This is a genomic window from Mycolicibacter senuensis, assembly GCF_003284925.1.
GTDB classification, from domain to species: Bacteria; Actinomycetota; Actinomycetes; order Mycobacteriales; family Mycobacteriaceae; genus Mycobacterium; species Mycobacterium algericum_A.
In genome coordinates, this window is the sequence record NZ_QMEX01000002.1 from 74931 (window position 1) to 93428 (window position 18498).

The window sequence follows — 18498 nt, forward strand, 5'->3', positions numbered from 1 at the left end:
ACGGCACGCTCATGCGCGCCCGTTGATACCCAATATGTCGCTGATGTCGCGCGCCGGATCGCCGTCCTCCAGATAGGAGTAGTCACCGGCCTGCTGCCGTGCCACCAGCGCGGAGTAGACCTTGCGGTATCGCAGACCGGCCTTGTCGAATCGCGAGCTGAGGTCCCGCTTGTCGTCGACGTCCACATAGTTCGCGTTCTGCTTGCGCACCGCCCAGTTGTCCTGGCGACCGACCACGTGGGAGGTCAGCGGGAACAGCTGACGGGCCAGCCAGGGCAGATGCTGTGGGTTGTAGCTGACGGGGGTCCTTGTCCGGGTGGCTGTCTCGGGATTGCAGGGGTGCAGCATGCGCATCGACATGCCGGGGTTGAAGTCCCCATGCAGGATGCACAACCCACTGCGCACGTGAGTGACGGTGACGACCCGGATGTTCTGGGTCTTGGCGCCTTTGACGAACGGGCGCTGCGCATCGGGGATAGGACGGCCGTGGGCGGTCCGGACCATGGTCACGACCTCAGAGGTTGACTCCACTTCCACCACATCATCTTCGGATAGTGCGTCGCCGGTGAGTTTGGAATGCAGGAAGTCCGCGTGCGTCAAGTCGAGCAGGTTCTCGGCGACCAGTTCGTAGGTGCAGTCGAACACCACGTTGCCCTGGAATCGTACGGGCATCCCGTCCATGGGTAGATGCGGGATCTGCGGGATGAGATCCGGCGACGCATTACCGGGATCGCCGTACCACACCCAGCAGTATCCGTACCGCAGGGCGGTGAGGTATTCACCGGTTCCGTGCGTGAGTTCTCCGCACCGACGACGGTCCGGCGGGGTACCCGGCAGGTCTTCGGTGGCCCGAATCCGGTCTCCGTCTCGCCATAGGATCACCGGCGCCCCGTGCATCGCGCGGCGCACCGGTCGCCGACCCACCCGCAATGCGTGCACCAGCGGTATCCAGGTGTCGCGCAGAGCGAATTCGCCGGGACGGAATCGCGAAGGGGCTTTGGTGTGTTGCGGCACAACACTTGTGGTCATGGCGATCCTCCTTCTCGTCTGTGGTCAGCTGCCGAACATCAGATGCAGCCGCAGGAAGCCCCGCAGCATCGGGTTGGGGTTGCGCTCCGGAGCCTTGTCGGCATCCAGGCGCAGGTCGGTCATCCGTGGCAGCAGTCGCTCTAACGCAATGCGGCCCTCGGCGCGGGCCAGTTGGGCGCCCAGGCAGAAGTGCGTTCCGAGTCCGAACGTGAGATGTGGTCTGGTGCCGGCGTGCGCGCGGCGATCCATGACCAGCGCGTCCGGCTCCGGGAACGCGCCTTCGTCGTGATTGGCCGACCCGTACATGACGAACACGGTTGCCCCCCGCGGAATGGCGACACCGGCGAACTCGACGTCGCGAGTCGGGAACCGCGGCAAGCCCTGAGCCGGCGCCTCCAGCCGCAACATCTCCTCGATGAACGCCGGAATCGTCGACGGATCGTCGCGCAGCGACTGCGCCAGCGCCGGTTCGGTGGCCAGCCGGTGCAACGAGCTGGTGAGCATGAACATGGTGGTTTCGTTGCCGCCCACCAGGAAGTTCTTCGCGACATTGACGATCTGTACGTCGGTCAACCGCTGCCCGTCCAACTCGGCGGTGGCGAGCAGCGAGAACAGATCGTCGCGCGGATTCTCACGCCGATCGGCGATAAGCGTCAGGAAAAAGTCGCTCTTCTCCGCGATGTGGCGCGCCACCTCGGCTTGACGCTCGGGTGTCTGGGGCCCCGCAGTTCGGCTCATGATCTCGTCGGCCCAGAACAACAGCTTGTCGCGCATCGAAAGATCTGCGCCCAACGCATGTGCGGTGACCGTCGCGGGCAGCGGCCGGGCAAATTCCGACGCGAACTCCACGTGGCCTCGATCGATCCAGCCCGCGGCGAGGTCGTCGACGATCGCGGTGATGCTCGGCTCCATGGCTTTGACCTTGGCCGCGTTGAACACCTTGCTCACCAGTGCGCGCACCCGCGCCTGCTCCGGCGGGTCGTTGTCGAGCAGGGTCGGTATCTCGGGGCAGGCTGCCAGGATGGTGTCCAATTCGTCCTGGTTCTGCGGCGGCCCGAACCAGGCGAACGGGTTAAGCGGTGCCCGCGAGGAGAAGGTTTCCGGATCCTTGAGGATCCGCACCACGTCGTCGTACCGGGTCACGAGAAACACGCCGGGTGCGATCTCGACGGCCGGTGCGTTCTCGCGCAGCGCCCGGTAGGCGGGGAACGGGCACTCGATCATCGTGGCGTCGAGCGCGGGCAGCGAGCTGGTCATGATCCTCCTGGGAAGGGTCAGGGTCGGGTGTTGATGCCGAGTTCCTCGGACGTGTCGCGGGCGATGGCGGCGTCGGGCAGGTAGGAGAAATCTCCCGCCTGCTGGCGTGTGACCAGCTGCTGGTAGAGCTTGCGGTAGCGCAGGCTGGCTTTGTCGAAGCGGGAGCTCAGGTCCGCCCGGTCGGGCCGCCGCCGGCCGGGATTGACGTAGTTGGCGTTCTGCCTGCGCAGCGCCCAGTTGTCCTGTCGCCCCACAGGATGCGCGGACAACGGGAACAGCGCACGGCCCAGTGCGGGCATGTGTTTCGGGTTGAACGTCGCGGGCACCCGGCACCGGGTGCGGCTCTCGGGATTGGTGGGATGGATCATCGGCATCGCCATGCCGGGGTTGAAATCCCCGTGTAGAACACAAAGGCCGCTGCGTACGTAGGTGATCGTGACCGCCCGGACGTTCTGGGTGGTGGCTCCCCTGGCCAGTGCCTTCTGTATCTGCGGAATCGGCCGGCCGTGCGCGGTACGGATCATGGTGACCGTTTCCGACGTGGACTGCACGTCGATGACGTCGTCCTCCGACAGGGCGTCGCCGGTCAGCTTGGAGTGCAGGAAATCCGCGTGAGTCAGGTCGAGCAGGTTCTCACACACCAGCTCGTAGGTGCAGTCGTAGACCACCGTCGCCTCGAATCGGCGCGGTAGTCCTTCCTGCGGCGTGTGCGGGATGCAGGGCAGCAGATCGGGCGAGGCATTATCGGGGTCGCCGTACCAGACCCACGCGTAGCCGTAGCGCTCGATGAGTGGATAGTGGCCGGTCCGGTCAAGGAACCCCGAATCCGGGCGCCGCGACGACGGGGTCTCGGGTTCCGCGTCGGCGGCTAACACCGATCCGTCCCGGCCGCGATAGAACACCACCGGTTCGCCGTGCACGGTGCGCCGAACCGGCCGACGCCTGATCTGATTGGTGTGCACAAGCGGGAACCAGGTATCGCGCAGCGCAAAACTGCCGGGCTGGAAGACTTTCGGTGCGCTCGGTGCCTTGATCGTCTGGGTCATGGCGATCCCCTCAACTGTTCGGAACAGACAGCGTCGTTGATCGTGCTTCTGATGCCGCGCAGCACGTCCACCGCCTCGTCGATAGCGTCCTCGGAGGCATCGACCGCCGACTCGGCGCGCGCGGCGGGGCGCATCCGTGCCGCCTGCGCCGCCGCCGAGCCACAGAACCGGCGAGCCGTCCCCGCCGCGGCGTCGAGCGTGACAGACCAGCGCACCACCGTGCGGTACCGGCCGATCGGGGTCAGCGCGACCACGAGCTGGGCCGCGGGCAACACCCCGGATACCGGCACGTCGATCAACGCCAGCCCGGTGGCGGCGTCCATCGTGGTGACACTGGTCGCGATGCGTTTCGATACCGGTCCGTAGGTCGAGGCCCGTGGCGGGTCGAGCGCATAGCGCTGCCGCCGCACGGTCAAGATCTGGTCGCTCGCTTCGACGGTCGGGCCGACCACGTCGTCGCCACCGCCGATCAGCCAGCCCAGGCCGGTGAGCTTGCCGGGGTTCCACACCAGCGCGTCGCACACCTCGTCGTGCGGCGCCCGGACCGTGATCTGGCCCGACACGCACCGACCCGAAACGCCGTCTGCTCCGCGAACCAACACCGACGGCCCGGGAGGCGAGACCGGGGGATTCCCAGGCCCGGACCAGACGAAGACGAGCCGACCGACGACCGCCGCCGGCGACATCGTCGTGCCCTCGTCAGGCTCTTCACCGGTCGGCGGGCCGACCCGGGGTGCCAGCGCCGGGGTGCGCACCCCCCAGCCCAGGGCGTCGGCGACATTTTCCACCGTCGCGAACACCCCGACCTTCATCCCGCGCGGCACGCGTTCCTCGCGGCTGAGGTTGGGTATCGCGGTGCATTGGCCGGTTTCGCCGTCGAAGCACCAGCCGTGGTAGGCGCACTGCAGGTAGCCGTCCTCGGTGATCCGTCCCATCGACAACGGCAGCCGCCGGTGCGGACACGCGTCGTCGACCGCGCGCACCGTCCCGTTCAGATCGCGGTAGACGGCGAACCGCTGCCCGCCCAGCCGGAACGACTCGGGGTGCTGACGGACCTCGTCGCCGAACGCGATCGGCCACCATGCCTCCGGTAGCCGACCGCCCGCCGACGCGGATCCGGGCCCGGCGGTCGCCACCATGTCGGTCACTGCGGCTCCCTGACGGGGTTCAATGCTCGGCTCCTCGGTGCCTGCCTGCGGACGCGGAACTACGTTAAGGACAGATTAGACATTGTATGCTCATTTTGTATACCTATTTCGGTTACTCGATCACGACGGACTGAGGTGGCGATGGCCGAGCGCGTGATCGCGCCCGAAGCTCGGATGTACGTTGACGGCCGCTGGGTGGCGACCGGTGACCGCACCAGGGCCGTCGTCAACCCCGCCACCGAACAGACCGTCTGCGCGGTGCCCGAAGCGTCCCCCGCAGACATCGACAGGGCGGTCACCGCGGCCCGGCGGGCGTTCGACGACGGACGGTGGAGTGGCATGTCGCCGCACGATCGCGGCGCGGCGCTGGGTCGGTTCCTGACGCTGCTACAGGCCCGCCGCGACGAGGCCGTCGACCGGGTGGTCACCGAAGTCGGCACCCCGGTCACGTTGGCGCGCGGCCTGCAGGTCGCCACCCCGCTGGATCACCTCGCGGACATGGTCAACCGGGTGCTGCCCACCTACCCCTTCATGACACCGATGCCGCCGACGTTCGGCGACGGCATCGGGCAGGGCGTGGTGATGCGCGAGCCCGCCGGCGTGGTGGCCGCGATCACCCCGTTCAACTATCCGTTCTTCACCTGCCTGTCCAAGGTCGGTCCCGCACTCACGGCGGGCTGCACCGTGGTGCTCAAACCTGCCCCGGCGACCCCGTTGTCGGCCCTGTTGCTGGCCGAGGTCGCCGAGGAAGCCGGGTTGCCGCCGGGCGTTTTCAACGTCGTCACCTCCGGGGACGCCGAGGCGAGCCGGCACCTGACCGGCCATCCCGACGTCGACGTTGTCAGCTTCACCGGCTCGGTGCCGGTCGGTGCGGCGATCAGCGCCCAGGCCGCGCCGACCATCAAGAAGGTGGCTCTGGAGCTGGGTGGCAAGAACGCCGATATCGTGCTGGCCGACGCCGACCTGGACAAGGCGATCGCCCACTTCGCCTACGGGTTCACCCGCAATTCCGGCCAGGGCTGCGGGTGCATGACGCGGTTGATCGTCGATGCGAGCCGCCACGACGAGGCGGTCGAGATGCTCGTGGCTATGGTGGCCCGCTACGTGGTGGGCGACCCGCGCGACCCGGCGACCGACCTGGGGCCGCTGATCAGTGCCGCGCAGCGAGAACGGGTCGAGCAGTACGTGCGCATCGGTGTGGATGAGGGCGCGGTGCTGGCCGTCGGCGGGGGCCGCCCGTCTCATCTGGACAAGGGTTTCTTCCTCGAACCGGCGGTGTTCACCGCGGTGACCCCGGGGATGCGGATCGCCCGCGAGGAGATCTTCGGGCCGGTCGCGGTGGTCATCCCGGTCGCCGACGACGACGAGGCCGTCACGGTGGCCAACGATTCGGACTTCGGGCTCTCCGGTGCGGTGTGGAGCGGCGATCCGCTGCGCGCGTTCGCGGTGGCGCGACGACTGCGCACCGGCCAGGTCACCGTCAACGGCGGCGGCGGTGGCACCAACCCGTTCGCGCCGTACGGCGGCTACAAGCGCAGCGGCATCGGCCGCGAATTCGGTGAAGCCGGACTGAGCGAATACCTGGAGACCAAGGCGGTGCTGTGGGGCGTCGCCCCCGGATGACCAGCGAAAGACCGCAACAGCGCATCGAGAGGAAAACCCAAAACATGAATTACGCCAACCACTTTCACGTCGGCATCCTGGTAGCGGACATCACCGTGGCGATCGATCGATTCTCCGATGTCCTCGGGGTACGGTTCACCGAACCAGCCGAGCAGATCACCACGTTGCACGACCCCGATCCGATCGAGTGTCGAGTGCGTGCGTCGTATTCCCTGGGCGAACCGCCGTACCTGGAGCTCGTCGAGGCGCAGGGCGACGGGGTGCTGTCGCTGCGCCACGGCGAGGGATTGCACCACCTGGGTTACTGGGCACCGGATTTCGAGACCTACCGTGACTCCGACGCGGGCGTGAAGCTGCCCGCCGGGCCGCGGTTCTGCCTTGCCGCCGGTGCCCCGACGATGTGGCTCACCGATCCCCGGAATCTGCATGGGGTGCGGCTGGAGTTGGTGAACTCCGCGCTCCGAGATGGACTGGAGGCGGGTCTGGCCGTCGGCCGGATGAGCGGCTAGGCGCGCTAGGATGACAGTTTGAACATAGAGTGACCTTTCTGTTTATCGGTAAGAGGTGGCCACCATGGCGTTGCAGGGCCTGGAGCTCCATCACCACGCCGTCCGGATGAACCCGGACGCCGCCGAGAAATCATTGCGGTTCTACCGCGACGTGCTCGGGTTGCAGCCGGATCCGGCGGCCCGCGACATTCCCGGTGTCCCGCTGTATTGGATGGACACCGCCAACGGCACCCAGATCCACCTGTTCGGGGTGGAGGGTGTGTCGCAGTACGCCCGATCACCCGAGAATGACCCCTTCGTCGAACACGTGGCGTTCGGCGTGCCCGACATCGTCGCGGCGCGCGCGGAGCTGGACCGGCTCGAGGTGTCCTACTGGCGGGCCGGTCGTGATGAGTCCCAGCAGCTCTTCCTCTACGACGACAGCGGAAACATGGTGGAACTGCACCAGATCGGCACCTGCCGCTGCGACCGTACCGCCCGGACGGACACATGACGGCGGCGCCTCGGGTGGGTCTGCGGGTCACGGCCGATGGCGATGAGCGGCTTTCCGCGATCTACCAGCGCGTGATGAAATCGGTCGATGGCGTGCCGGCCATGTATCAGGCATTGGGTAACTCCCCGGAGATCCTGGACGCCTGGATCGGTCTGGGCTGGGGTCTGCGCTCCAGCTCGACCGCTGATCGTGGATTACTGGAGCTGGCGATCCTGCGGGTGGCACAGCTGACCGGCAGCGACTATGTGTGGCGCAGCCATTGGGGCGCGGCGCGCAAGGCCGGCGTGGGCGAGGAGAAGCTGCGCGCCCTGCATCGGTGGCCCGACGAGCAGGCTTTTACCGAGCCCGAAGTCGCCGTCCTGGCCCTGACCGACGCGCTGACGAGCGACATCACCGTGCCCGACCGGATCTGGTCGGCGGTCGCGGACCGCTTCGACGACCGCCAGCGGGTGGAGTTGGTCATGACGATCGCGTGGTACTGCTGCGTCGCGCGGGTCGCGACCGGCTTGGCGGTCCCGCCCGATGAGCACCACGCCCGGGTTCCCGGCCTCCACGAATCGTCATGACGGTCGACGACGTAGCGGCCCGGGTAGCGGTCGAGACCAGCAGGCACAACGGGGTGGATGCGTGGCTGTACCGGCCAGCCGACGCCGTCGGCCCGCGGCCCGCGCTGGCCATCGGGGCGGAGGCAACCGGGATCAACGCGTTCATCCACGACGTGGCGCGCAGCCTTGCGGTGCGAGGTTTCGTCACGATGGTGCCCGACTACTACCGGGGTGGGGGCCCCGCGGATCCGGAGGGCTATGCCGACACGGCCGAGATCATGCGGCACGTCGACGCGCTCGACTTCGCTCGCGGCACCCATGACCTGATGGCCGCATTCCAGCACCTGGTGGAACATCCCGCCGTCGACCCCGCGCGGGTCGGGGTGTGGGGTTACTGCACCGGCGCCACGCTGGCGTGGCTGACCGCGAGCTTGCGCCACGACACGGCTCTGGCGGTGCTCTTCTACCCCAGCCAGCCGCTGTTCGAGACGCTCTCACCGACCAGGCCGGTCAGCCCTCTGGACTTGGTGTGGAATCTCCCGTGCCCGGTGTACTTCGTCTACGGCACGCTCGACCCGCTGATGCCCCCGCCGTTACTCGCGACGTTGCGGGATCGGTTGCAGCACTGGGACATCGAACATGTCATCCGACTGTTCGACGATTGCGGACATTCGTTCGGCGCACCCGTTCCGGGCGGCCAGAACCTGGCGGCTTATCGCCAGGCGTGGGACGAAGCGGTGTCGTACGCGTCGACGGTGTTGGACGCTGATCAAGAGAAAGGTCGCTGATGTCGGCAATGCTCGACGGGGTACGTGTTCTGGAAGTCGCCATGTGGACCTTCGTACCGTCCGGCGGCGCCGTGCTCGCCGAGTGGGGTGCCGACGTCATCAAGGTGGAACATCCCGAGACGGGGGATCCTCAACGCGGACTGATCAATTCGGGATTCCTACCGTCGGAGTCCGGCGGGCTGAACTACATGATGGAGGTGCCCAACCGCGGCAAGAAGAGCATCGGCATCGACCTCAAGACCGAAGGCGGACGTGAGCTGGTCTACCGACTGGCCGCCAACTGCGATGTGTTCTTGACGAACTTTCTGCCGGCCGCCCGTCGCAAGCTCGGCATCGAGCTCGCCGATATCCGCAAGCACAACCCGAAGATCATCTACGCCCGCGGCTCCGGAAACGGGCAACGCGGCCCGGACGCGGAGAAGGGTGGATTCGACTCATCAACCTATTGGGCGCGCGGGGGCGTCGGCTACACCGTATCGCCCCCGGAGTATGAACATCCGGTACGGATGCGCTCGGCGTTCGGCGACGTGATGGGCGGACTCACCCTGGCCGGTGCCATTTCAGCGGCGCTGTACCACCGGGAACGGACCGGTGAGCCGAGCGTCGTGGACGTGTCGCTGCTGGGCGTGGCGCTGTGGAACCTGTCGGTCGACGTCGCATCGGCCAAACTGCGTCCGCAGGATGACGTGTTCCGTTACGACCCCGAAGATCTGGTGAACCCCACCGTCGGTATTTACCGCACCAAGGACGGCCGCCACCTCAACCTCACCCTGTTGGACTCCGATCGGTATTGGCTTTCACTCGTCGAGCACCTGGGCTGTCCCGAGTTGGCTGATGATCCGCGGTTCGTTGACCATGCTGCGCGGGGCCGTAATTCACGCGAATGCACGCAGACGCTCAAGGAGTGCTTCCTGAGCAGAACCCTGGCCGAGTGGCGGGAGGCGCTGGCCGATTTCGAGGGGGTCTGGGCGCCGCTGCAAACACCGTTGGAGGTTCACAACGACCCTGCGGTGGTGGCCAACGGCATGATCCGTGATCTTCAGACGGGAAGCGGTCGCCCCTTGGCGGTCGCGGCAAACCCAGTGCAGTTCAACGAAACCGTCCCGGAGACACCGGCCGCGCCCGAACACGGTCAGCACACCGAAGAGCTGCTGCTGGACCTCGGGCTGAGCTGGGATGAGATCATCGCCCACAAGGAGAGCGGCGCCATTTTGTAAGCGCGGTCAACGCCCCCATACCAGCGGCAGCGCGTCGACACCCGCGACGTTGCCGCCGTGGAAACTGATCCGGTGGTCTGGCTTGAGTCGATAGTCGGGGATGCGCTGATGCATGTGCTCGTGGACCACCCTCATCTCCAGCCGGGCCAGGTGTGACCCGACACAGCGATGCGGTCCCGCACCGAATGCCAAGGTGCCCTTGGGTGAACGGTCGAAGTCGACGGTGTCCGGGTCGTCCCAGACGCGGGGGTCGCGCCCGGCACTGCGGTTCACCAGCACCACCGGGTCACCCTTGGCGATCTTGCGGCCGGCCAGTTCCGTGTCCTGGGTGGCGTTGCGCCCGGAGATGTTCAGACCCTCCCACCGCAGCAGTTCTTCCACGGCACGCGGGATGATCGCCGGGTCGCCGACCAGGCGGTCGCGATGTTCGGGGTGCTGCGACAAAAATGCGTACTGGTAGCCGATCGCCCCCTGCACGGTGTCCAGACCCGCCAGGAAGAGCAGGAACGCGTGATCGAGGATCTCCTCGTCGTCGAGATGCTGACCGTCGATCTCCGAATCCAACAGCACACTGAGCAGGTCATCGCGCCGGTTTCGTTTGCGTTCGGCCAGGATCTCACTGAGCCGGGCCCGCGCCTCAACGCCGGCTCGCGCACGGGCGTCACCGGTCGGATCGTCGTGCTGCCCGTGCAATATCGCGTGGTTCCAGTTGCGGAACGCCACTGCCTCCTCCGCGGGAATACCGAGCATATCCACAAAGATCCGGGTCGGCAGCGGCTGCGCCAACTCGGCGATCAGCTCGCACTCACCCCGGTCGATGAAACCATCGATCAGTTCGTCGCATACCGCGCGAATCTTCGGCTCCAATTCGGCGATACGGTTGGGCGCGAAGACCGGTGCCAGCAGCTTGCGGTGCTTGGTATGCAGCGGCGGGTCGACTTCCAGCGGCAGCATCGGCCTTTTGTTTCCCAGCCCGTGCGGAACGCTGACCGACGGCTGGGTGGAGAACAGTTCGGGGTGCTGCCAGACGTAGCGCGCCTCGTCGTATCCGGTGACGATCCAGAAGCCGCCGTAGTTGTCGCTGTGCGTGACCGGACACCGGCTCTGCATCAGCTCGTAGACCGGGTAGGGATCCTGGCCGAAGGCCGGGTGGTGGTGGTCGAAGTGGTCCGCGAAGTATGCGACTTCGTCGGCCTGCAGCGTGCGTGCCGAATCGTGGTCCAGCGTCACCGGCCGGTCGGCCTTAGCCGTCTCGCTCGCCGCCATGGTCATGACCCCTTCCGGCTCGCCCGCAACCATGTTAAACACTTTCAACTAAGTTTGTGCATATTGTCTAGGGTGGGTGTCCGGAGAGTTCAAGGCCCGGTGGCCGGACGACAATGCTTGGCAGATGGCGCCGACAACGAATACGGAGGACTGGTGACGATCGAGGCCGCGCCGATCCGGATCGCCGACGACGCCCGCATTCCCGTGCCCCAGCAGTCGGTGGACACCGAGTTCTTCTGGCGGTCCGGCGCCGACGGCTACCTGCGGATCCAGCAATGCAGCCGCTGCCACCGGTACGCCCACCCGCCGACGCCGCGCTGCCGGCACTGCGGCGCGCCCGGCCCGCACCCGACCGTGGTGTCCGGTGACGCGACGGTGTTCAGCTACACCGTGAATCGGCAGGCTTTCGTGCCCTGGCTGCCTCCGCCATATGTGCTGGCCATCGTCGCGCTCGCCGAACAAGACGACGTGCACCTGACCACCCGGCTGGTCGACATCGCCGCCGACGACGTCCGCATCGGCCTGCCGGTGTCAGTCGTTTTCGAGCAGCACGCCGGCGTGTATCTGCCGCTGTTCGGCCCGAGCCGGGCGCACCCGGCGAAGCGGGGTGATCGCGGTGCCTGAATCGCCGGCCAAGACCGAACACCGAACCCTGATCGCGGGGGTGGGCAAGTCACAGGTGGGGCGGCGGCTGGGCCGCTCGGATCTGGATCTGACCGTCGAGGCGTGCCGGCGGGCGCTGGCCGACGCCGGTGTGTCCGCCACCGACGTGGACGGGCTGATCGCCTGGCCCGGCGAATGGCCGGCGGCACGCGGGTTCTGCGGACCGGCGGTGGGCCGGGTCAAAGACGCCCTGGGCATCAATCCCTCCTGGCACGCGGGCATGCAGGACGGCCCAAGCCAACTCGGTTCGGTGATGTCGGCGGTGTTGGCGGTGGCCAGCGGGTACGTCCGCCACGTGTTGGTCTACCGCACCACCTCGGAGGCCACCGGCCAAGCCGGTGGCGGGCGCGACACCACCAGCCCCGCCGATGTCGTCGGCGTGGTCGGCCTGCAGGAGTGGCTGCGCCCGTTCGGCGCCGTCACCGCCGCCCATTGGCTGGGCATGGTCGCCCAGCGGTACCTGCACGAGAGCGGGGCGACCAAACGGCAGATCGGCGGCCTGGCCGTGTCCACCCGCAACTGGGCGTCGATGACCCCGGAAGCCGTCTACCGGACGCCGATCACCATCGACGAGTACCTGGCTGCGCGGATGATCAGTGAGCCGCTGTGTCTCTACGACTGCGACGTGCCGGTCGACGGCTCGGTGGCCGTGCTGGTTTCGGCGGCCGAGACCCGCAGCGACCTGCGCGCCCCGATACGGATCGAGGCGATGGGGGCCATGCTGACCTCGCGGCCGTTCTGGGATCAATGGTCGGATCCGCTCGACCTACCGCAGCGGGATTCCGCCCGGCACCTGTGGTCGCGGACCTCGCTGCGGCCCGCCGACGTGGACGTGGCACAGCTTTACGACGGCTTCTCCATCCTGACCCTCGCCTGGTTGGAGGCCGCCGGGTTCTGCGGCCCCTACGAGGCGGCCGCGTTCGTCGAGGGTGGGCAGCGGATCGGGCCCGGCGGGCAACTGCCGCTCAACACCGCCGGCGGCCAGCTATCGGGCGGCCGGCTGCACGGCTTCGGATTCCTGCATGAGGCCGTTCTGCAGCTGCGCGGCGAGACCGGCCAGCGTCAGGTGCCCGACGCCGAGACCGCCTTCGTGGGCGCCGGCGGCGGCCCGCTGGGTGGCTGCCTGCTGTTGACGCGGCCGTGACCGACCGGCGCCGTCACGCCAGCGCGTCCGCGAGCCTTCGCAGGGTGCCGTCGGGGTCGGCGCTGCCCGGAAGCGCGACCAAAAGGTGTGTGACACCCAGCTTTTCGATCTGCGCGGCATAATCGCGAACCTGGGCGGGAGTTCCGGTCACCCCGCGCAGACCGACCAGGAAGTCGACCAGCCCGAGTTCTTCGACCAGTCGCGCGCCGGCACCGCCGACGACGACATGCTGTCTGGGGTCGTAGCGCTCTTCGAGCTCGGCGACTGCCCCCCGCAGCTCGGGCGGGATCAACGCCCGCATGTGCGGCGCCTTGAGGCCCATTCCTCCCACCGATGCCAGGAACGCGGTGATGTCCGATGCGGCTTGGGCCGCGTCGTCGCGCACGGAGGTGAAGGCAAGCCCCCACACGTCGATGGAAGCGGGGTCCCGGCCGGCCGCCGCCGCGGCAGCACGAACCGTTGCGATCTTGTTCGCCACCACGTCGAGCGACATGCCCAACCCGATCACCACCCCGTCGGCGATCTCCCCGGCCAGCCGCAGCGACTTGGGCCCGTCGCCGGACAGGTAGACCGGGACCGGGCGCGCCTGCTGCAGCGGTACCGCGGTGCGGCCGTCGACCTCGGCCGGCCCGCCGCCCAGCAGCGACCGCACCGCCTCGACGTAGGCACGCATCTCGCGCTGCCCGGCCGGCTTGCGTCCGACGCTGCCGACCGCGCTGCCGCCGGTGCCGATGGTCAGCACCACCCGCCCGCCGGTGAGCTGGTGCAGTGACGAGATGGCCCCGGCGGTCACGGAGGGGTGGCGTAATCCCGGGGTGGTCACCATCGGGGTCAGCACCGCCTGGCGACTCTCGGCGGCGGCCACGGTCAGCGAGACATACAGTTCGTTCCAGGCCGCCGGCGAATCCCCCACCCCGACGACCGCGTAGCCCAGGTCTTCGGCCAGCCGCACCTGGCTGCGGAAACGCGACAGATCGTCTCCCCAGAGCAGAATGGTTCCCAGTCTCATCGCGGACTCCTGACTCGTCGACCGGCTGATGCCGGGTGAAAACGCCGGCCCGGCTTGGCACTTATTGAACATAATCTGTGCAAACCGTCTTAGGCCAGTGCTATGGTCCGAACAACGCCGGGACCACCGAAGACGGTGAGGAGTGGACATGGCCGACGTCGGGTCGTCTGTCGCCGAATCCAACAGCCGACTGGCCACCGAGTTTCTCGACGCGCTGGGAAGCGGGGACGCCGCAAGGATGCGTGCGACGCTCAGCGACGACGCGGTGCTGCTGCTGCCCCGGCCGACGTTCTCCGGCACAGCGATCAGCGGTGCAGACGCCATCGCGGGATCGATGGCCGAATTGGGCGCGCACTATGCCTCCCCGGAGGCGACGCTCGGCCCCATCGTCGCCTCCGCGACGACCGTGATCGCCGAGTGGCGCCTGGCGGCGACGATCATCGCCACCGGCGGCCCCTACGACCAGTTTTACGTCTGGGCCTTCACCATCGCCGACGGCAGGATCACCGAACTACGCGAGTATCAGGACACCCGTTACGGTTTCGAGGTCATGGGGGCATTCGCCCAAGACACCCTCGACACGCACGTGAGCCGGTCGCCGTGACCGGGCGCCTGGCCGACAAGGTCGCCGTGGTGACGGGTTCGACCCGCGCGATCGGCCGCGCCATCGCGATCCGCTTCGCCGCCGAGGGCGCGCGTGTCGTCGTCACGGGCCGAACCGAGGCGCACGGCACGCAGGTGGTCGCTGAGATCGAAAGTGCCGGCGGCGATGCACTTTTCGTGCCGGCCGATCTCGAGGACCAGTCGCAGGTACAGGAGCTCGCCGACCGAGCCGTGAAGCGGTTCGGAGGCCTCGACGTGCTGGTCAACAACGGTGCGGCCACCGACCTGGTCGGGCCGGGCGGCGTCGACGCCGCATTGCTCGACCTCGACACGGCCCGCTGGGATGCGATCCTGCGCGGCTGCACCACAACCGCGCTGTGGTCATCGCAGGCCGCGTTACGGCACATGGTCGACGGTGCGGGCGGGGCGATCGTGAACATCTCGTCGGCCGCCTCCACTCTCGGCACACCCGCGATGGCCGGCTATTCGGTCGCCAAAGCTGGATTGGAAGCGCTGACCCGATCGATCGCCGTCGACTACGCGCAGCACGGCGTCCGCGCCAACAACCTCGTGCTGGGGTTCATCGTGAGCCGTCCCAGTCACGAAGCGATGGTCGCCGATCCGGTGGTCGGACCGGCCCTGCGCACGATGCAGCTCACCCGCTTCGGGCGGCCCGATGACGTCGCCGCGGCGGCGGCCTTCCTCGCCTCCGACGAAGCGAGCTTTATCACCGGCACATCCCTGACCGTCGACGGCGGTGCGACGGCCCGAATGCCGATGCCGGACCTGGCCGGCGCCCGTTCGGTCGGAAGCCGAGACCGGTCGCCGCAATGACTGGAACCAGAAACCACTCGCGAAGGAGATCCATTGCGTATCAGCATTTTCGGTGGAACCGGACCAACGGGCATCCTGGTGGTCGAAGGTGCACTCGCGGACGGACACGACGTCGTCGCATTCGCCCGCACACCGTCGAAACTGCCGCAGCATGACAGACTCTCGGTCGTCGAAGGCCAACTCGACGACACCGAGGAGATCTCAGCAGCAATCATGGGCAGCGATGCCGTTGTGAGCCTGCTCGGACCGAGCACCAACTCCGCCGACGCGGCAGCGCTGGTCACCGGATACCGCAACATTGTCGCCGCCATGCAGACACACGGGGTGCGGCGACTGGTGGTCACCGGGACGCCGAGCATCACCGATGACGCCGATGGCCGCGATTGGAAGGTAGCGGCGATGGTCAAGCTGATCAGCATCGTGCAACCGGCCGCCTACCGCGCCCTCGTCGACATCGGCGGTATCGTCAGAGCGTCCGGACTGGATTGGACGATCGTTCGCCTGCCGTTTTTGTCGAACCGACCGCGCACCACTCGGATCAACGCGCGGCAGGTGGGCGCCAAGGGCAGCCTGCGATTGTCCCGAGCCAACGCCGCCGCCTTCATCCTGGAGCAGGTGACCGCGACGACTTACCGTCGCAAGGCGCCGTTCATCAGCGACACGTAGCGGCCGCGGCTCTTAGAACATCGAGTTGCCGCCGGCGGGTTGTTCGGGAACACGCTGGATCACGTCCCAGTGCTCGGCGATGCGTCCATCCTCCATGCGAAGGATGTCCACGACTGCGTAGCTGGGCGTCTCGCCCCCGGCGGCGCCGGCGCTCGGCGTGTCCGCGCCGTCCAGAACCCAATTCAGGCCGGTCATCTCGGAGTGCACGATCACATAGTCGCCGTCCGCGAACGCACGTTTGACGTCAAAGCGCAGGTCCGGAAACTGGGCGACCAGCGACTTCATCGCGGTTTTCAGCGCCTCGGGGCCATTGGGCAGCGCAGGGTTGTGCTGGATGTACGACGGCGCTTGGTAGTTGTCCACGGCTTCGTCGATGCGATGCTGGTTGAAGAACATCTCGAAGTAGTCCAGCACGATCTTCTTGTTCTCCTCCGGGCTTGCCACTCTGCACCCCTTCCCCTACCCGGACCTCATGGCGTGCTCAGACCGCAGTGAGTCCGCCGTCGACCACGAAATCGGTGCCGGTGATGTATCCGGCTTCCTCGGAGGCGAGAAAGACGGCGAGACTGACGACGTCAGCCGGTACCCCGAGCCGGGGAATGAGGTTCTGCGCCAGCAATGCGTCGCGCACCTCCGGTACCGCCAGCACCTCAGCGGTGCCGGGCGTGACGATGGTTCCGGGGCTGATGCTGACCGCGCGAATCCCGACCGGCGCCCCTTCGGCCGCTAGTTGCCGGGTCATCGCGATCACCCCACCTTTGGCCGCCATGTGTGCAACGAACGGCACCGACCGGTTGCCGGTCCATCCGGCGATCGACGCGATGTTGATGACCACGCCACCGCCCGAACGGGTCAGTACCGGCCAGGCGTACTTCGTGACGAAGAAGACCAGGTCCAGTTCATTTCTGATGGTGAAGTGCCAGTCCTCGACGGAGAGGTCGGCGATCGAGCCGACCCGGGCGGCCGACCCATTGTTGTAGACGATGTCGATGCGGCCGTGTCGTTGCTCGGCGCCCTGCACCCACCCCCGGGCCTGCTCTGGATCGCCGAGATCCACGTCGTCACTTGCGATGTCAGCATCCCGGCCGGTGTCCCGAACTGCCGACAACGTCTCTTTGGCGGCCGCGCCGTTGATGTCGCAACCGACCACCGTTGCGCCTTCCGCGGTGAACCGGACAGCCGCCTCTCGTCCTTGACCACCGCCGATTCCGGTAATCAGGGCCACCTTGCCGGCCAGGCGCTGGGCGGTTGGGGACGACGGCACCTTCTCGCTCACGCTCATCACAATAGACATTAAGTGTGCAATATGTCGCGGCTTTGGCGACGCCCGTTCATCGATCCGTCCAACGCATGACGGCGGTTTCGTCGCAACCCGAGATTCTCCATATGGTGCACTAGGTTAAATATGTATAGGGTGACTTGCATTACCCGGCTCCCCGACGGTCAGGCGTTCGTGTGCGATCGGATCGGGCGTTTCCGGGCGCAGACGGCAGATCCGGCTCGGTGGAGTCCGCTCCATCGCTTGCACACTGAGAGGCAACGATGCTCTTAGCCACCGCAGGTCTGGCGCCCCCAGCGACCACCAGTCCATCCGGTGTGTGGTTCTTCAACTGGGTGATACCGATCGTCGGCAGCGTCTTCATCCTTCTCGCTATTGTCGACGCAGTCAGGCGTCGCCGCCTGACGTGGGGTTTCCTGTTCCTGTTCAACAGCCTCGCGGTGTACTGGATGGAGACGATCGGCGACTGGGGCCAGATGCTTTTCTACAGCCCCGCTTTCACCGAACACCACCTGCTGGAATGGCTTCCGCTCAAAACACCCAACGATCCGCTGTTCATGCCGTTCGCCTACGCGGTGTACTGGGGGGTCCACGCCCTGTTGGTGTTGTGGCTGAGCCAGTGGGTCTCTGCCCGGTTCGGCTGGAGCATGCTCAAGTCGATGATCGTGCTGGCGATTCCGGTCAACTACGCATGGGACTTCCTCGTCGAGGGCACCGCGACGGCGATGGGCTGGTGGACCTACGACCCGGGTATCGGGCCGGTACTCCAGTGGAGCAACGGGGGCCGCATCACGTTGCTCTGGACCATCGGCATTATGTGCGTGTGGCCCAACCTGATCGCCTACTGGGCCGGCAAGCCACCAATCCGGGGCCTCAACCACTTCGAACGGTTCTGCCGATTGGAACGCTTCACCGTGCCAAAGGCGCCCTCGCTGCAACCCTCCGCTGGTAACGGGGGTCTGGGTGGGATTGCTATTGCTACCGTAGCCACCAAACAGGTGCGCTTGACCAAACAGCAGGAATTCGACAACTACTTGAACTATCAAGTCACCATTCCAAGGTGGCGATTCGAACTCGCCCGACTGGGCGCGTGGTTCGTCGTTTTCCAGATCAGTTTCTTTCTACTTCTGGTCGTCCCCCTCGTGGCGTTACGCATGATCACCGGCGCCGACAGCCTCTACATTCCCTGACAGACAAAGGATCCCGCATGAAGGATTTGCCCGCTGAGTTCTTCCTTCCACCGCAGACCAATGCAGCGTTGAAACGGGAGACCACCAGACTCGTTGCCGGATGCGTCGCGTTCCTCGTGATCCTCGGCGTCGTCGTCGCGCTGACACAGGGCATCGTCGTCACCATGTGATGCGGCGATCGGACTGGGC

The 18498-nt window shown here is 66.9% G+C and carries 21 protein-coding genes; 13 read left to right on the plus strand and 8 right to left on the minus strand.

What is annotated here, in order from left to right:
• Window positions 1-9: 9 nt before the first annotated feature.
• Genes DQP56_RS01550 through DQP56_RS24980 form a run of 4 tightly spaced genes read right to left on the minus strand, consistent with a single transcriptional unit; the run spans window position 10 to window position 4471 of the window.
• Window positions 10-1029, minus strand: a complete 1020-nt coding sequence (locus DQP56_RS01550) for an oxygenase (RefSeq protein WP_133258875.1) — start codon at window positions 1027-1029, stop codon at window positions 10-12.
• 24 nt (window positions 1030-1053) lie between these two features.
• A complete protein-coding gene (locus tag DQP56_RS01555; protein ID WP_112683238.1) occupies window positions 1054-2286 on the minus strand; it encodes a cytochrome P450 in 1233 nt (410 codons plus the stop codon).
• A 17-nt stretch (window positions 2287-2303) separates the two neighbouring features.
• Complete coding sequence (locus DQP56_RS01560; protein ID WP_112683239.1) at window positions 2304-3332, minus strand: oxygenase; 1029 nt, start codon at window positions 3330-3332, stop codon at window positions 2304-2306.
• On the minus strand, window positions 3329-4471 hold the full coding sequence (locus DQP56_RS24980) for a Rieske 2Fe-2S domain-containing protein (RefSeq protein WP_234825463.1): 1143 nt from the start codon (window positions 4469-4471) through the stop codon (window positions 3329-3331). The genes DQP56_RS01560 and DQP56_RS24980 overlap by 4 nt, the downstream gene beginning before the upstream one ends.
• 150 nt (window positions 4472-4621) lie before the next feature.
• Here DQP56_RS24980 and DQP56_RS01570 point away from each other — a divergent pair, with 150 nt between their 5' ends.
• From DQP56_RS01570 to DQP56_RS01595, 6 genes are all read left to right on the plus strand, one after another.
• Window positions 4622-6103 (plus strand): aldehyde dehydrogenase family protein, encoded by a 1482-nt coding sequence (locus DQP56_RS01570; RefSeq protein ID WP_112683327.1) that lies wholly within the window; start codon window positions 4622-4624, stop codon window positions 6101-6103.
• 44 nt (window positions 6104-6147) lie between these two features.
• Window positions 6148-6612: a VOC family protein gene (locus DQP56_RS01575; RefSeq protein ID WP_165824853.1), complete on the plus strand. Its 465-nt coding sequence runs from the start codon at window positions 6148-6150 to the stop codon at window positions 6610-6612.
• Between the two features lie 64 nt (window positions 6613-6676).
• Window positions 6677-7105, plus strand: coding sequence for a VOC family protein (locus tag DQP56_RS01580; protein ID WP_112683328.1), 429 nt, complete (start codon window positions 6677-6679; stop codon window positions 7103-7105).
• Window positions 7102-7671 carry a carboxymuconolactone decarboxylase family protein gene (locus DQP56_RS01585; RefSeq protein ID WP_112683241.1) on the plus strand — a complete coding sequence of 190 codons (570 nt, stop codon included), beginning with the start codon at window positions 7102-7104 and terminating at the stop codon, window positions 7669-7671. The genes DQP56_RS01580 and DQP56_RS01585 overlap by 4 nt, the downstream gene beginning before the upstream one ends.
• Window positions 7668-8438: a dienelactone hydrolase family protein gene (locus DQP56_RS01590; protein WP_112683242.1), complete on the plus strand. Its 771-nt coding sequence runs from the start codon at window positions 7668-7670 to the stop codon at window positions 8436-8438. The genes DQP56_RS01585 and DQP56_RS01590 overlap by 4 nt, the downstream gene beginning before the upstream one ends.
• On the plus strand, window positions 8438-9655 hold the full coding sequence (locus DQP56_RS01595) for a CaiB/BaiF CoA transferase family protein (RefSeq protein WP_112683243.1): 1218 nt from the start codon (window positions 8438-8440) through the stop codon (window positions 9653-9655). The genes DQP56_RS01590 and DQP56_RS01595 overlap by 1 nt, the downstream gene beginning before the upstream one ends.
• Window positions 9656-9661: 6 nt before the next feature.
• On the opposite strand, the gene DQP56_RS01600 is transcribed toward DQP56_RS01595, so the two are convergent.
• Complete coding sequence (locus DQP56_RS01600; RefSeq protein ID WP_234825443.1) at window positions 9662-10954, minus strand: cytochrome P450; 1293 nt, start codon at window positions 10952-10954, stop codon at window positions 9662-9664.
• Between the two features lie 120 nt (window positions 10955-11074).
• Between DQP56_RS01600 and DQP56_RS25115 the strand changes: the two genes are divergently transcribed.
• Both DQP56_RS25115 and DQP56_RS25120 read left to right on the plus strand, forming a co-directional pair.
• Window positions 11075-11545, plus strand: a complete 471-nt coding sequence (locus tag DQP56_RS25115) for a Zn-ribbon domain-containing OB-fold protein (RefSeq protein ID WP_234825444.1) — start codon at window positions 11075-11077, stop codon at window positions 11543-11545.
• Window positions 11538-12728 carry a thiolase family protein gene (locus DQP56_RS25120; protein WP_234825445.1) on the plus strand — a complete coding sequence of 397 codons (1191 nt, stop codon included), beginning with the start codon at window positions 11538-11540 and terminating at the stop codon, window positions 12726-12728. The genes DQP56_RS25115 and DQP56_RS25120 overlap by 8 nt, the downstream gene beginning before the upstream one ends.
• A 13-nt stretch (window positions 12729-12741) precedes the next feature.
• On the opposite strand, the gene DQP56_RS01610 is transcribed toward DQP56_RS25120, so the two are convergent.
• Entirely contained in the window at window positions 12742-13737 is a 996-nt protein-coding gene (locus tag DQP56_RS01610; RefSeq protein WP_165824854.1) for an LLM class flavin-dependent oxidoreductase, read from the minus strand.
• Between the two features lie 148 nt (window positions 13738-13885).
• Here DQP56_RS01610 and DQP56_RS01615 point away from each other — a divergent pair, with 148 nt between their 5' ends.
• The 3 genes from DQP56_RS01615 to DQP56_RS01625 are packed head-to-tail and all read left to right on the plus strand — an operon-like array spanning window position 13886 to window position 15840.
• Window positions 13886-14341 carry a nuclear transport factor 2 family protein gene (locus DQP56_RS01615; RefSeq protein WP_133258876.1) on the plus strand — a complete coding sequence of 152 codons (456 nt, stop codon included), beginning with the start codon at window positions 13886-13888 and terminating at the stop codon, window positions 14339-14341.
• Window positions 14338-15174 (plus strand): SDR family NAD(P)-dependent oxidoreductase, encoded by an 837-nt coding sequence (locus tag DQP56_RS01620; RefSeq protein ID WP_165824855.1) that lies wholly within the window; start codon window positions 14338-14340, stop codon window positions 15172-15174. Before DQP56_RS01615 ends, DQP56_RS01620 begins: the two co-directional genes overlap by 4 nt.
• 33 nt (window positions 15175-15207) lie before the next feature.
• The gene (locus DQP56_RS01625; protein WP_165824856.1) at window positions 15208-15840 is read left to right on the plus strand and encodes an NAD(P)-dependent oxidoreductase; all 633 of its coding nucleotides are present in this window, start codon (window positions 15208-15210) and stop codon (window positions 15838-15840) included.
• 12 nt (window positions 15841-15852) lie between these two features.
• On the opposite strand, the gene DQP56_RS01630 is transcribed toward DQP56_RS01625, so the two are convergent.
• Together DQP56_RS01630 and DQP56_RS01635 are read right to left on the minus strand one after the other, a co-directional pair.
• Window positions 15853-16284 carry a nuclear transport factor 2 family protein gene (locus DQP56_RS01630; protein ID WP_205868768.1) on the minus strand — a complete coding sequence of 144 codons (432 nt, stop codon included), beginning with the start codon at window positions 16282-16284 and terminating at the stop codon, window positions 15853-15855.
• 37 nt (window positions 16285-16321) lie between these two features.
• Entirely contained in the window at window positions 16322-17116 is a 795-nt protein-coding gene (locus DQP56_RS01635) for an SDR family NAD(P)-dependent oxidoreductase (RefSeq protein WP_234825446.1), read from the minus strand.
• Between the two features lie 266 nt (window positions 17117-17382).
• On the opposite strand from DQP56_RS01635, the gene DQP56_RS01640 reads away from it, so the two are divergent.
• Window positions 17383-18309, plus strand: coding sequence for a spirocyclase AveC family protein (locus DQP56_RS01640; protein ID WP_165824857.1), 927 nt, complete (start codon window positions 17383-17385; stop codon window positions 18307-18309).
• A 17-nt stretch (window positions 18310-18326) separates the two neighbouring features.
• Window positions 18327-18479 (plus strand): DUF7156 family protein, encoded by a 153-nt coding sequence (locus DQP56_RS24585; RefSeq protein WP_165824858.1) that lies wholly within the window; start codon window positions 18327-18329, stop codon window positions 18477-18479.
• Window positions 18480-18498 lie beyond the last annotated feature (19 nt).